At 64.3% G+C, this 13565-nt stretch carries 11 protein-coding genes and 1 pseudogene; 11 read left to right on the top strand and 1 reads right to left on the bottom strand.

Going from position 1 to position 13565, the window contains the following annotated elements; translation table 11 throughout:
• Positions 1 to 69: 69 nt before the first annotated feature.
• Complete coding sequence (locus QQJ84_RS09135; RefSeq protein ID WP_284257847.1) at positions 70 to 969, bottom strand: MurR/RpiR family transcriptional regulator; 900 nt, start codon at positions 967 to 969, stop codon at positions 70 to 72.
• Between the two features lie 159 nt (positions 970 to 1128).
• Between QQJ84_RS09135 and iolD the strand changes: the two genes are divergently transcribed.
• The 11 genes and pseudogenes from iolD to QQJ84_RS09080 all read left to right on the top strand — a co-directional run.
• Complete coding sequence (gene iolD, locus QQJ84_RS09130) at positions 1129 to 3003, top strand: 3D-(3,5/4)-trihydroxycyclohexane-1,2-dione acylhydrolase (decyclizing) (RefSeq protein WP_284257845.1); 1875 nt, start codon at positions 1129 to 1131, stop codon at positions 3001 to 3003.
• A gap of 19 nt (positions 3004 to 3022) precedes the next feature.
• Positions 3023 to 3943 (top strand): myo-inosose-2 dehydratase, encoded by a 921-nt coding sequence (gene iolE, locus QQJ84_RS09125; protein ID WP_284257844.1) that lies wholly within the window; start codon positions 3023 to 3025, stop codon positions 3941 to 3943.
• 18 nt (positions 3944 to 3961) lie between these two features.
• Positions 3962 to 5455: a CoA-acylating methylmalonate-semialdehyde dehydrogenase gene (locus QQJ84_RS09120; protein ID WP_284257842.1), complete on the top strand. Its 1494-nt coding sequence runs from the start codon at positions 3962 to 3964 to the stop codon at positions 5453 to 5455.
• Positions 5456 to 5471: 16 nt separating this feature from the next.
• Positions 5472 to 6368: an SMP-30/gluconolactonase/LRE family protein gene (locus QQJ84_RS09115; protein WP_284257841.1), complete on the top strand. Its 897-nt coding sequence runs from the start codon at positions 5472 to 5474 to the stop codon at positions 6366 to 6368.
• Positions 6365 to 7387, top strand: coding sequence for a Gfo/Idh/MocA family protein (locus QQJ84_RS09110; protein ID WP_284257840.1), 1023 nt, complete (start codon positions 6365 to 6367; stop codon positions 7385 to 7387). The genes QQJ84_RS09115 and QQJ84_RS09110 overlap by 4 nt, the downstream gene beginning before the upstream one ends.
• Positions 7388 to 7410: 23 nt before the next feature.
• The gene (locus QQJ84_RS09105) at positions 7411 to 8190 is read left to right on the top strand and encodes an HpcH/HpaI aldolase family protein (protein WP_284257839.1); all 780 of its coding nucleotides are present in this window, start codon (positions 7411 to 7413) and stop codon (positions 8188 to 8190) included.
• A gap of 4 nt (positions 8191 to 8194) precedes the next feature.
• Complete coding sequence (gene araD / locus QQJ84_RS09100; protein ID WP_284257838.1) at positions 8195 to 9925, top strand: L-arabinonate dehydratase; 1731 nt, start codon at positions 8195 to 8197, stop codon at positions 9923 to 9925.
• A gap of 2 nt (positions 9926 to 9927) precedes the next feature.
• Complete coding sequence (locus QQJ84_RS09095) at positions 9928 to 10959, top strand: Gfo/Idh/MocA family protein (protein ID WP_284257836.1); 1032 nt, start codon at positions 9928 to 9930, stop codon at positions 10957 to 10959.
• Positions 10960 to 11281: 322 nt separating this feature from the next.
• Complete coding sequence (locus QQJ84_RS09090; RefSeq protein ID WP_284257835.1) at positions 11282 to 12289, top strand: Gfo/Idh/MocA family oxidoreductase; 1008 nt, start codon at positions 11282 to 11284, stop codon at positions 12287 to 12289.
• 15 nt (positions 12290 to 12304) lie between these two features.
• Positions 12305 to 13264 carry a sugar phosphate isomerase/epimerase family protein gene (locus QQJ84_RS09085; RefSeq protein ID WP_284257834.1) on the top strand — a complete coding sequence of 320 codons (960 nt, stop codon included), beginning with the start codon at positions 12305 to 12307 and terminating at the stop codon, positions 13262 to 13264.
• Positions 13265 to 13346: 82 nt separating this feature from the next.
• A pseudogene (locus QQJ84_RS09080) lies at positions 13347 to 13565 on the top strand (hypothetical protein); the annotation flags it as partial.

Genomic DNA, 13565 nt, shown 5'->3' with positions numbered 1-13565 from the left:
GGTTGACCCGCTTTGCGGGCCAATCTGAGGTCTGAATCGCCGTTTATTTTTATAGTCCAGAGGCAGGCCTCAGCTATTTGAGGGTGACTCGCCAACGGTGCGGCGCCGCTCGGCGCTGACGACCGCGAGGCCCATGGCCAGCGTTAACGTCGCGGTGAGACAACGGAACGAGCCAAGATCGCTCTCCACGACCTCAAGCCGCGCCCCGGTCAGGCTGGCGATGGGCGAGAACACCGAGTCGGTGATGGCGACGAGTGGCACCCCCCGTGCCGCTGCCTGGTTCGCGATCTCCACAGTCACCGGCGTATAGGGCGTAAAGGTGATGACCAGAAGCACATCGTTCGCGCGCATGCTGCCGGCCTGAATGTCGATCATGCTGCCGAAATTATCCAGCAGCACATGCTGCATCTCCAGCTTGCCGAACATGTAGGAAAGATAGGCCGCCACCGGGAAGACGCGCCGCTGACCGAGAATATAGATCGTGCGCGCCCTGGCCAGCAGCGATACCGCCGCGTCAAACGCCTCGCCGGAGATGCTCTCGGGCAGACGGGCGAGAGAGCGCATCGAGGTTTCGACGAAACGGCCCAGAACCGAGCTTGAATCAGCATCGCCGCCGGTTTCGTTCTGTATCTTGGTCAGGCGTTCCTGATAATCGGGCCAGCGGTCGCGCAACCGCGAGCGGAACACGCCCTGGAGTTCGGAGAACCCCGAATAGCCGAGACTTTGGGCGAAACGCACGAGTGCCGAGGGCTGCACGCCCGCCGCCGCCGAGAGTTCCGCGACAGTGTTCAGCGCCATCTCGTCGGGGTGGTCGAGGGCGAATTTCGCCACCTGCGCCAGCCGCTTGGGCAACATGCCGTGGCGTTCGATGACATGGTTGCGCAAGGCTTCAAACGTGCGGGGGATTGAGTCTGCCAGTGTGCCCTGGCTTGGGTTGGGAGTGGTCATGGCGGCATGGGTAGCTGACATCTTTATATAACACCAGAATTTTCCTTCCATATATAGGCCGAACTTTGGCGGAAAATTTCATTTGCCGGAATGCAAATTCCACTATTGCCATTTAAATGGAATTGTTGTTTCATAATTTTGCCGACCGGCAGGCAAGACCGGGACAGCGGAGAGGAATCAATGACAGATCATCTGAATGCCCGGTCATCTGCGGCCAGCACATTGCGCCTGACCGCCGCGCAGGCGGTGGTGCGCTACATTGGCGCGCAGTTCATCGAACAGGATGGCGCCGAAGTGCCGCTGTTCGGTGGCGTCTGGGCGATTTTTGGCCATGGCAACGTCGCCGGGCTGGGCGAGGCCCTGCATGCCGCGCGTGATGTCCTGCCCACCTACCGGGCTCATAACGAGCAGGCGATGGCGCATGCCGCCATTGCCTACGCCAAGGCCCATGCCCGCCGGCGGATGATGGTCTGCACCAGTTCCATCGGGCCGGGCGCGCTCAACATGGTCACCGCCGCGGCGCTGGCGCATGTGAACCGGCTGCCGGTGCTCTTCCTCCCGGGCGATGTGTTCGCCTCGCGCCGCCCTGATCCCGTCTTGCAGCAGGTTGAGGATTTCGCCGACGCGACGGTCACCGCCAATGACTGCTTCCGTCCGGTATCGCGTTATTTTGACCGGATCACGCGGCCCGAACAGCTTCTCGCCGCGCTGCCGCGCGCGCTTGAGGTGCTGACCGACCCTGTGCTGTGCGGCCCGGTGACGCTGGCCATGGCGCAGGATGTGCAGGCCGAGGCGGCTGATTTTCCCGCCGCTTTCTTTGCCCGCCGCGTGCATTATATCCGCCGCCCGGGTGCTGACGAAACCGAGCTGGCGCGTGCCGTGGAGGCTCTGCGCGGCGCCAGGAATCCATTCATCATCGCCGGAGGCGGCGTGCGCTATGCCGGGGCGGAGGATGCGCTGGCCGCGTTCGCCGCCCGCCATGGCGTGCCGGTGGGCGAGACGCAGGCGGGCAAGGGCAGCCTGAACTGGGCGCATCCCCAAAACATGGGCGCCCTCGGCGTCACCGGCACCAGTGCCGCCAATGCCCTGGCGGCGCAAGCCGACGTGATTCTTGCCGTCGGCACCCGCCTGCAGGATTTCACCACCGGCTCGCGCGCGCTCTTCGCCAATCCCGATTTACGTATCGTGCATCTGAACGTGGCGGCCTTTGATGCCGCCAAGCACGGTGGCATGCCGCTGGTGGCCGATGCCGCGCGCGGCTTGGCCGGCCTCACCGCCGCATTGACCGGCTGGCGGGCCGATGCCGCCTGGACCGCCCGTGCCGCCACGCTGATCGCCGATTGGCGCGCGCAGGAAAACGCCGTCACGGCCGCCAGCGCGGCGGCGCTGCCCTCTGATGCGCAGGTGGTTGGCGCCGTCAATCGCCAGGCCGGAGCGGATGCCACCGTGGTCTGCGCCGCCGGTGGTCTGCCGGGCGAGCTGCATAAGCTCTGGCGCGCTGAAAATTCCCGCTCCTATCACCTGGAATATGGTTTCTCCTGCATGGGCTACGAGATCGCCGGCGGGCTGGGCGTGAAGCTCGCCCATCCGGAGCGCGATGTTTATGTGATGGTGGGCGACGGCTCGTATCTGATGCTGAATTCCGAGATCGCGGTCTCCGTGATGCTCGGGCTCAAACTCACCATTCTGGTGCTGGATAATCGCGGCTATGGCTGCATCAACCGGCTGCAAATGGGCACCGGGGGCGCCCCGTTCAACAATCTGCTGGCCGACTCCCGGCATGAGGCGCAAGTGCCGGTCGATTTCGCGGCCCACGCCGCGAGCCTCGGCGCGCTCTCGTGCAAGGTGAGCGGCATCGCCGGGCTGGAAGCCGCCCTGGCCGCCGCCAAAACCGCGCCGCGCACCAGTGTGATCGTCATTGACACCGACCCCTACATCACTTCCGGCGGCGGCGCGTGGTGGGATGTCGCGGTGCCGGAAGTTTCCCTGCGCGGCGAGGTGAATGAAGCCCGCGCCACCTATGAGCAGGCCCGCGCACACCAGCGTCTTGTCTAACATCTAAGGATTTTTCTCGATGATTCATCTTGGCACCAACCCGATTGCCTGGAGCAATGACGATCTGCCCGAACTGGGCGGCGCCACGCCGCTGGAACAATGCCTCACCGAGGCCCGCGAAGCGGGGTTCGAGGGCATCGAGCTGGGCAATAAATTCCCGCGCGAGGCCAGGGCCCTGGCGGCCGTGCTGGCGGCGCACGGGCTGCGCCATGTTTCCGGCTGGTATAGCGGCGAGCTGCTGAGCCGCGATGTGGACGCCGAAATCGAGGCGATGACCCCGCACCTGGAATTACTGAAGGCAAATGGCGCGCAGGTGCTCATTTACGCTGAGGTCAGCGGCTGCATCCATGGCCAGCGCGATGTGCCGCTCAGCCGCCGCCCGGTGATGCCGCAAGCCGCCTGGCCTGAATTCACAGCTAGGCTCTCGGCTTTGGCCCGGCATGTGCGCGAGCAAGGGCTGCGTCTCGTGGTGCATCACCACATGGGCACGGTCATCGAGACCGAGGCCGAGATCCACCGGCTGATGGCCGAGACCAGCGCCGATGTCGGCCTGCTGCTCGATGCCGGCCACGCCACCTTCGCCGGCGCCGACCCGGTGGCGCTTGCCACGCGCTACGCCGCGCGCATCCATCATGTGCATTGCAAGGATGTCCGGCTGGAGCTGATGGCCGTGGCCAAGGCGCAGGACTGGAGCTTCCTCGAGGCGGTCATCGCCGGGGTGTTTACCGTGCCGGGCGACGGCGGGGTGGATTTCCCCGCCGTTCTCGCGGCGTTGAAGGCGGGCGGCTACGATGACGGCTGGATGGTGGTGGAGGCCGAGCAGGACCCCGCCCGCGCCCATCCGCTCACCTATGCCCGGCTTGGCTACGCCAATCTCTCCGCAATGGTCCGCGCGGCCGGATTCGAAATCGCCGCGCCACTCCCCGTTCCTGTTTCCTGATCCCCTGGAGTCCCTCCGATGAAAATTCTTAATCATTACATTAACGGCGCGCCGTTCACCGGTTCAGGCCCGCGCACCTTGCCGGTCTTCAACCCCGCCACCGGGGCGCAGGGCGCTGCCGTGTCCGTCGCCACGCCCGATGAGGTGGAAGCCGCCATCGCAGCCGCCGCCGCCGCGTTCCCCGGCTGGGCCGCGACACCGCCGCTGCGCCGCGCGCGGGTGATGTTCCGTTTCAAGGATTTGCTGGAGCAGCACGCCGACGAGCTGGCGGCGCTGATCAGCGCCGAGCACGGCAAGGTGATCTCGGATGCGCGCGGCGAGGTCACGCGTGGCATCGAGGTTGTTGAATTCGCCTGCGGCATCCCCGAGCTTTTGAAAGGCGACTACAGCGAGAATGTCGGCACCAATGTCGATAGCCACGCCGTGCGCCAATCGCTGGGCGTATGCGTGGGCATTACGCCGTTCAACTTCCCGGCCATGGTGCCGCTCTGGATGTTCCCGGTGGCGCTGGCCTGCGGCAACAGCTTCATCCTGAAGATTTCGGAGAAAGTGCCGTCGGCGGCGCTGCGCATGGCCGAGTTGCTGAGCCAGGCCGGTGCGCCGGCCGGCGTGTTCAATGTCATCAACGGCGACAAGGACGTGGTGGACCAGCTCCTGCACGACAAGCGCGTCGTCGCGGTGAGTTTTGTCGGCTCCACCCCGATTGCAGAATATGTGTTCACCACCGCCACGGCGCAGGGCAAGCGCGTGCAGGCGCTGGGCGGGGCGAAGAACCATCTGGTCATCATGCCCGACGCCGACCTGGAGCAAGCGGTGGATGCGTTGATGGGCGCGGCCTATGGCTCCGCCGGTGAGCGCTGCATGGCGGTCTCGGTGGCGGTGCCGGTCGGCCCCATCGCCGAGCCTTTGGTGGCGCGCATCGCCGAGCGCGCCCGCGCGCTCAAGATCGGGCCGGGCACCGATCAGGAGGCCGAGATGGGCCCGCTCGTCACCGGCGCGCATCAGGCGAAGGTGGAATCCTACATCGCCAAGGGCGAGGCGGAGGGCGCCACGCTGGTGCTCGATGGCCGCGGCCTGAAGCTGCAGGGCAACGAGGGTGGCTATTTCACCGGCCCGACGCTGTTCGATCATGTCACCCCGGACATGACCATCTACAAGGAAGAGATTTTCGGCCCGGTGCTGAGCGTTGTCCGCAGCGCGAGTTTTGCCGAGGCGCTGGCCCTGGTCAACGCGCATGAGTTCGGCAACGGCGCTGTCATCTACACGGCTGATGGCGATTCCGCCCGCGCCTTCTCAACCGGGGTGCTGGCCGGCATGGTCGGCGTGAACGTGCCCATTCCGGTGCCGATGGCGTTCCATTCCTTTGGCGGCTGGAAGCGTTCCATCTTCGGTGACCATGCCATCCATGGCCGCGAGGGTGTGCGCTTCTACACGCGGCTGAAAACCGTGACCACGCGCTGGCCGGCCGGCATCCGCAAGGGCGCCGAGTTCGCCATGCCGACGATGCGCTGAGGCGGGAACGGGGGCGATGGAGATCACCTGCATTCTCGACGCGCAGGCGGGGCTGGGCGAAAGCCCGCTCTGGCATGCCGCCGAGCAGGCGCTCTACTGGGTGGATATCCTCGCCCCCCGCCTGCACCGGCTGGACCTGGCCAGCGGCGCGCGGCACGATTGGCCGATGCCCGCCACCATCGGCTGCGCGGCACTGGCCGATGACGGCGGGTTGCTCGTCGCCCTGCGCGGCGGCATCCACCATTTCGCGCCGCGCACCGGCGCGCTGCGCTTCATTGCCCATCCCGAGGGCGATGTGCCCGGCAATCGCTATAACGATGGTAAGGTCTCGCCCGATGGGCGTTTCTTCGTGGGCACCATGGACGAGGCGACGCTCTCCCGGCCCTGCGGAGCGCTCTACCGGCTTGACCAGGATGGCGCCACCGCCCGTGTGCTGGAGGGGCTGATCGTCTCCAATGGGCTGGCCTGGTCGGCTGATGGCCGGCGCGTGTTCCATTCCGACAGCAAGGGGCAGCAGCTTTGCCGCTACGACTACGCGGAAGGGGCATTCAGCAACAAGCGGATCATCGCCACCCCTGGCGAGGAGGATGGCCGCCCCGATGGCGGCGCCACCGATAGGGCCGGGCTGTACTGGAGTGCTGGCATCTCGGCCGGGGTGTTGAACGCCTACACGGAGGAGGGCGCGCGCGTGCGCCATATCGCGCTGCCCTGCGCCGCGCCAACCATGCCCTGCTTCGGCGGCGCGGACATGCGCACGCTGTTTCTCACCTCCGCCCGCCACCATGTGGCGCCCGCGCGCCTCAACGCCACCCCGCTCTCGGGCGGAATTTTCGCCCTGCGCCTCGAGGCGCCCGGTGTACCCATCCCCGCTTTCCCAATGGCCCGCCTGCCAACCACGGAGCCCGTAGAATGAAAAATATCTGTCTGATCGGCCACGGAATGATGGGCATCTGGCATGCCGAGGCCCTGCGCGGCCATCCAGGCGTGCGGCTGCACAGCGTGGTCGGGCGCGACCTGCCGCAGGTGCAGGCATTCGCCACCGAATACGGCTTCGCCCATGCCGGCATAAACATGATCGAGGCAGTGAATGACCCGGCGGTGGATGCCGTGATCATCGCCGGCCCCAGCGAGTCGCATGCCGCGATGGCGATGGAGGTCATCAAGGCCGGCAAGGCGGTGCTGGTGGAGATCCCCATCGGCATGACTTTCGCGGCATCGGAGGCGGTGGTGCATGCGGCCGAGGCGGCCGGGGTGATGCTCGCCGTGTCGCACCCCATGCGTTTCCGCCCGGAGCGGCGCGCGATGCTTGCGCGCATCCAGGCGGGCGAAGAGAATGTGCGGCATGTTCATGGGCGCTTTTTCATCCACCGGCTGGTGAATATCGGCGCCACCGGCATCCGCCGCAACTGGATCGACAATATTCTGTGGCACCACACGACCCATCTGCTGGATTTCGGGCTGTGGCTCGCAGGCAAGGGCGATGCCGCGGCGGGGGCGGCGCGCATCCGCCGCGTGCAGAGCTTCATGCCAGGCATCGACCCTCATACCGGCACGCCGATGGAAGTGGCGGTGCTGATCGAGACGCATGATGACCAGAGCATTCTCGCAACAGGTTCCTACTACGCCCGCGAGCGGATTTATGATACGCTGGTGGTGACCAGCCAGGAGAGTTACCGGCTCGACGAACTCACCTCCACGATAACAACCGGCGCCGGAAGCGAATCTGCGGTGAGTGAGCATGAGAACGCATGGGCCATCGCCCGTGATTTCATCGATGCGCTGAACAGCGGCCGCGAACCGCTGGTGACGGGGCGCTCCGTGCTGCCCGTGATGCGCGTGCTGGAGCAGGTGCAGGCGGAGTGGGATGCGCGGCACGGCGCGCGCAGCATTCCGGGGCGTCCGCTGGACCAATTAAATCTCGCGGCCATTTAGCGGCGGGCGGGAGAGGGGGCAAAATGTCGCTCAAGCAAAAATGGCGGGCCGGGGAGAAAATCCTCAATGGCTGGCTGGCAATTCCAGACAGTTTCTCGGCCGAGACGATGGCGCATCAGGGGTGGGATAGCCTGACCATCGACATGCAGCATGGCGTCACGGATTATCTCGCCGCGGTACGCATGCTCACCGCCATCAGCACCAGGCCCGTCATCCCCGTTGTGCGCGTGCCCTGGCGCGAGCCGGGGGTCATCATGAAGATGCTCGACGCCGGAGCGCTGGGCATCATCTGCCCGATGATCAACAGCGCCGCGGATGCCGCGGATTTCGTCTCCTGCCTGCGCTATCCGCCATTGGGGCAGCGCAGCTTCGGCCCCATCCGCGCGCTGCTCGCGCATGGGGGCGATTACGGGAGCAAGGCCAATGAGCTCGTCACCGGCTTCGCCATGATCGAGACGCAGGCCGCGCTGGACAATCTGGACGCCATTCTCGCCACGCCGGGGCTGGATGCGATTTATATCGGCCCGGCGGATCTCGCGCTGGCGCTGGGCGCCACACCGCGGTTTGATCCGGTGGATGAGCGCGTTATCGCCGCGGTTCACCATGTGCTGGCGCGGGCCAGGCATCACGGCGTGTATGCCGGCATCCATAACGCCACGCCGGAATATGCCGCGCGCATGGCCGCCCTGGGTTTTGATTTCGTGACGATCGGCTCCGATGCGCGTTTCATGGCCGCCGGTGCCGCCGCCGCGGTCGGCGCCTTCCGCGCCACCCCGCTTGATGCCCCCAGCAACGGATACTGAGACCATGACCAAAAAAACCTATGAAGAGCTGCGCAGCCACCGTTGGTATGGCGTGGATACCCTGCGCGCCTTCGGCCACCGCTCGCGCACCAAGCAGATGGGCTTCTCGCGCCGCGATTTCGAAGGCAAGCCGGTGATCGGCATCCTGAACACCTGGTCGGACATGAACTCCTGCCACAGCCATTTTCCGCAGCGCGTGGAAGAGGTGAAGCGCGGCATCTGGCAGGCCGGCGGCTTCCCCGTGGTGCTGCCGGCGATGAGCCTGGGCGAGCCTTTCGTGAAGCCGACGACGATGCTCTACCGTAATTTCCTTGCCATGGAGGCGGAGGAGCTGCTGCGCGGCCACCCGATCGATGGCGTGGTGCTGATGGGCGGCTGTGACAAGACCACGCCTGGCCTGCTGATGGGCGCGATCTCGATGAATCTCCCCGCGATCTATTTCCCCGCCGGGCCGATGCTGCGCGGCAACTGGCGCGGCAAGGTGCTTGGCTCTGGCTCGGATGTATGGAAGCACTGGGCGGAGCGGCGCGCCGGTAATCTGAGCGACGAGGCCTGGGGCGAGCTGGAGGACGGCATCGCCCGCTCCGCCGGCACCTGCATGACCATGGGCACCGCCGCCACCATGATGACGCTGGCCGAGGCGCTGGGGTTCGTGCTGCCCGGCGGCTCCTCCATCCCGGCGCCTGATGCCAACCATTCCCGCCTCGCCTCGGATACCGGGCGGCGCATCGTCGAGATGGTCTGGGACGATCTGAAACCCTCCGACATTCTCTCGCTTGGCTCGTTCGAAAACGCCATCATCACGGCGCTGGCACTTTCGGGTTCGACCAACGCCATCGTCCACATCATCGCCCTGGCGCGGCGCGCCGGGATCAATCTGGAGCTGGAAGCCTTTGACCGGCTGAGCCGCACAATCCCGGTGCTGGCCGATATCCGCCCCACCGGCCGCTTCCTCATGGAGGATTTCTACTATGCCGGCGGCACCAGGGCGCTGTTGAACAGGCTGCGCGGCCACCTGCATCTTGATTGCCCGACAGTGAACGGCGCCACCATCGGGCAGAATATCGAGGGCGCGGACGTGTATATCGAGGATGTCATCCGCCCCTTGGACAACCCGGTCTGGGCCTCGGGCGGGCTGGCCGTGCTCACCGGCAATCTTGCCCCGCGCGGCGCTGTCATCAAACCCGGCGCCGCAGAGGCGCGGCTGCTGAAACACCGTGGCCCCGCGGTTGTGTTCAAGAATTATAACGACATGGAAGCGCGCATCGACGATCCCGCGCTGGAGGTGAGCGCGGATTCCGTGCTGGTGCTCCAGGATGCCGGGCCCATCGGCGCGCCGGGCATGCCCGAATGGGGGCAGCTGCCAATCCCCAAAAAACTTCTGGCACAAGGCGTGCGCGACATGGTGCGGATCTCCGATGCCCGCATGTCGGGCACCAGCTACGGCGCCTGCGTGCTGCATGTCTGCCCGGAGAGCCGGGTTGGCGGACCGCTTGCCTTCGTGCGTGATGGAGACATCATTGAGCTGGATGTGGAGGCGCGGCGGATTGCGCTGTGCGTGAGCGATGCCGAGCTGGAAGCCCGCCGTGCCGCCTGGGTAGCGCCGCCGCCGCATTATCAGCGCGGCTTCGGCGCCCTCTATACCCAGCATGTGCGCCAGGCCGATGAAGGCTGCGACTTCGACTTTTTAGAAACCGCGCATGGCGAGCCCGTGCCCGAACCGGAGATTCACTGATCATGGCTGAAATTGCACTCTTCGGGGCTGGCCGCATCGGCGCCATGCATGCCCGTCTCATCGCCGAACACCCCGCCGCGACACTCCGTTATGTGTCAGACGCCATCCCTGAGCGGGCGGCGGAACTGGCGGCTCTGCATGGCGCCCAGGCCGTGCCGGTGGCGGCGGCGCTGGCGGATCCCGCCCTGGATGCCGTGTTGATCGCCACCGCGACGGATACGCATGCGGCGTTGATCGAGCAGGCAGCCGCCGCGGGCAAGCATATTTTTTGCGAGAAGCCGATTGATCTTGATCTCGGCCGCGCGGCGCAGGCCGTGGCCGCGGCCGGCAAGGCGGGGGTGAAGCTGATGATCGGGCTCAACCGGCGCTTCGACCCGGCGCTCGCAAAAATGAAGGAACTATTGGAAGCCGGCGCCATTGGGCGGCCTATCCAGATGGTTTTGCATAATGGCGATATGAACGCGCCGCCGGCCAGTTTTCTGCGCAGCTCGGGCTTCATCATCCGCGACATGCTGATCCATGATATCGATGTGGCGTGCTGGCTGCTCGAGCGCGAGCCGCAAGCGGTGTTTGCCGCAAGTTCGGCACAGGTGGACCCGGAGATCGGCGAAATCGGCGATACCGACACCGGCGCCCTGACGCTGGTGATGCAGGATGGAGTGCTGGCGATTCTCACCGTGACCCGTTTCGCAAAATTCGGCTTCGATGCGCGGGCCGAGATTCGCGGCACCAAGGGGTCACTGTGGCTGCATAACCCCGGAACAGGGCATCCAGTGCTGCAATGCCTCACGGCGGAGGGCTTGACCACAATCGCGGTGCCCAACATGGCCCCGGACGGCAAGCGTGGCGAGGCCTTCCCCGACCGTTTTTCGGATGCCTTCGTTGCGCAGGCCGATGCCTTTGTCCGCCTGGCCAGCGGCGAGGCGCTGCAGGTGCCCGGCGCGCGGGAAGCCATGCGCGCCATGAAAGTGGCGGATCTGGCCTCCCGGATCGTGGGAGATTCCGGAGCCGGGTTTCGGGATATGGAAAAATAAAGCTGCAACACCATATTTTGTTCTAAAAATTCCACTGCGTGCGTGGCCGCCAAGCTTTGTTGATTTGCCATGAGGACCGCGACACCGGCAAAAACTAGAGCAAAGAGAATAAAATAAATGCTACTTGGGCTCCGGCCCAGCATAATCTCTTGACGCCGTAGTGGATTTAATATTCTATACTGATAAAAATCAGCACGTTTGTTTCATAGCGTGGTGCAGAGAGGACGTCAGGCAATAAAATGAGCCGGTGTAAAAGCGAGATAGGCTGCAGAGGCGGCGCGCGGGTGTGGTGTGACAGCCTCGCCGCTAAAGGGGAAAGCGCATGAGTGTTCGGCTTGCGATTCTCGGTGCGGGCGTCATGGGGGCTGATCATGCGCGGATCATGTCCGGCGACATTCCCGGCGCCGTTTTGCAGGTCGTTTGCGATGCCTCCGAGAAACGCGCGGCGGCGGTCGCCGAGGCTTGCGGCGCCAGGCATGTGGCGAGCGATCCGCTGGCCGTTATCGCCCGGGCCGATGTCGACGCGGTTCTGATCGCGAGCCCGGACCAAACGCACGCCGCCTTGGCGATCGCCGCTCTTGAGGCGGGCAAGCCGGTGCTTTGCGAGAAGCCGCTGGCGCCGAACGTCGAGGATTGCCTGAAAGTCATCGAGGCTGAAACAAAGCTGGGGCGCCGGCTGCTCCAGGTCGGGTTCATGCGGCGGTTCGACCCATCGTATACCGAGATGAAGGCAACGCTGGCGGAGGGGCGCATCGGCGGCGCGGTGATGATGCATAATTTTCACCGCAACGTGGAAGCGCCTGCGAATTTTGAAGGTTACATGGGAATCACGAATTCCGCTCCCCATGAATTCGATGTGGCGCGCTTTGTGCTCGATACGGACTATGCGTCGATTTCGGTGTTCCAGCCTGCCGGCGTTGATACCACCAAAACCGGCATGCCGGTTGTGATCGTGCTCGAGACCACGGGCGGGCACCTTGTTACGATTGAGGTCAACAACAATGCCGGTTATGGCTACGACGTGCGTGGCGAGCTGATTGGTGAACACGGGTCGGTTTTCCTTAATGCGCCAGTTCATTCAAAACTGAATGCGCGCTTGCAGGCGGCTGAACGTTACCCGGCTGACTGGCGGCCGCGCTTCGCCGAAGCGTATCGGGTTCAGAACAAGGCGTGGTTGAAATCAATCGAAACCGGCGTGCCTTCGGAAATCGGCGCCAATGCCTGGGATGGTTATTGCGCCACAGCGGTTGCGCAGGCGGGTGTGCAGGCTCTTGCGGCGCGTCAGCGCGTCAATGTTCACATGGCGGATAAACCCGCCCTTTACCGTTAAGCGGAGGAATAGCCTGTGAAGCTTGGTTTTGTCTCCGATAGTCTCGGTGGAATGAAGTTTGAAGAGGTGCTTGACAGCGCGGTGCGAATGGGCGCCTCGGGGGTTGAGGTGAACACTGGCGGCTGGTCGACGGCGCCGCATTTTGATATGGCCGCGATAAAGAAAAGCGCCGAGGCCCGAAGCAACTTCCTCAACGCCTTCCGCAGCCGCGGATTGGATGTCATCAGCCTGAACGCCAATGGAAATCCGCTTCATCCAACCGATCCCAAGCAGGCTGAATGCCTGAAGGATACGATTCGCGTGGCCGGCGGCATGGGCATCAAGACAGTCTGCACGATGTCAGGATTGCCCGCCGGTTGTGCCGGGGACAAGTTGCCGAACTGGGTGGTTGCATCCTGGCCGCCAGAGACGCAGGAGATTTTGCGTTATCAGTGGGAAGACAGGCTGTTGCCGTTCTGGAGTGATATCGTGGCCCTGGCGAAGGCGCATGGCGTGGAGCGCATCGCCCTGGAGCTTCATGGCAATCAGTGCGTCTATAATGTGCCGGCGCTCCTGAAATTGCGCAAGGCGGTTGGCCCGGTTGTGGGCGCGAACCTCGATCCATCGCATCTTTTCTGGATGGGCGCTGATCCGCTCGCCGCGGCGGAGGCGCTGGGTGCGGCGATCTATCATGTGCATGCCAAGGATACGCTGCTTAACGCGCCTGTTCAGGCGACCACATCACTTCTGGAGAACGGCAGCCTCATCGATATTCCGGGGCGAAGCTGGTCGTATATTACGCTGGGCTTCGGACATGGCGAGGAGTGGTGGCGGCAGTTTTGCTACAGGCTGAAGATGGCCGGCTATGACGGGTGGCTGTCGGTTGAGCATGAAGATGTGCTCTTGAACAGTTTGGAAGGACTTGGGAAATCGATGGCGCTTCTGCAAGGCGTCATGCCGGTGGCACCGAGTGATTTTGCACCACAAGCGATTTAAGGCCAGGACGAGCCGGGCTTGTGGTTTTTGGGGGAAGGCTAGGCATGTGGGATTTTACTCTTTGTAAGAGTGCTGATTCCATATGCATAATTTCTTAATCCGCATGGTGTGGATTTTGTTAGGGGGAAAAATGAACGTAACGAAGAAACTTTCTGTCAGTGCATTTGCTGTTGGCGCTGTATTGTCTGGTGTTGGCATGTTTGCGGCACCTGTTTGCGCCATGGCGGCGGCGCCGTCGTACACATTTGCGATGATCACGCACGCGCAGCCTGGCGACACGTTCTGGGATATCATCCGCAAG

It is taken from the genome of Acidocella aquatica (genome assembly GCF_030160635.1).
Taxonomy (GTDB): Bacteria; Pseudomonadota; Alphaproteobacteria; order Acetobacterales; family Acetobacteraceae; genus Acidocella; species Acidocella aquatica.
Note: the sequence above shows the minus strand (reverse complement) of the source record. Positions and strands in the feature narration are given on the sequence as shown.

Coding starts and splice junctions, on each gene's coding strand:
- QQJ84_RS09135 (WP_284257847.1), bottom strand. CDS start 969: ATGTCAGCTACCCATGCCGCCATGACCACTCCCAACCCAAGCCAGGGC.
- iolD (WP_284257845.1), top strand. CDS start 1,129: ATGACAGATCATCTGAATGCCCGGTCATCTGCGGCCAGCACATTGCGC.
- iolE (WP_284257844.1), top strand. CDS start 3,023: ATGATTCATCTTGGCACCAACCCGATTGCCTGGAGCAATGACGATCTG.
- QQJ84_RS09120 (WP_284257842.1), top strand. CDS start 3,962: ATGAAAATTCTTAATCATTACATTAACGGCGCGCCGTTCACCGGTTCA.
- QQJ84_RS09115 (WP_284257841.1), top strand. CDS start 5,472: ATGGAGATCACCTGCATTCTCGACGCGCAGGCGGGGCTGGGCGAAAGC.
- QQJ84_RS09110 (WP_284257840.1), top strand. CDS start 6,365: ATGAAAAATATCTGTCTGATCGGCCACGGAATGATGGGCATCTGGCAT.
- QQJ84_RS09105 (WP_284257839.1), top strand. CDS start 7,411: ATGTCGCTCAAGCAAAAATGGCGGGCCGGGGAGAAAATCCTCAATGGC.
- araD (WP_284257838.1), top strand. CDS start 8,195: ATGACCAAAAAAACCTATGAAGAGCTGCGCAGCCACCGTTGGTATGGC.
- QQJ84_RS09095 (WP_284257836.1), top strand. CDS start 9,928: ATGGCTGAAATTGCACTCTTCGGGGCTGGCCGCATCGGCGCCATGCAT.
- QQJ84_RS09090 (WP_284257835.1), top strand. CDS start 11,282: ATGAGTGTTCGGCTTGCGATTCTCGGTGCGGGCGTCATGGGGGCTGAT.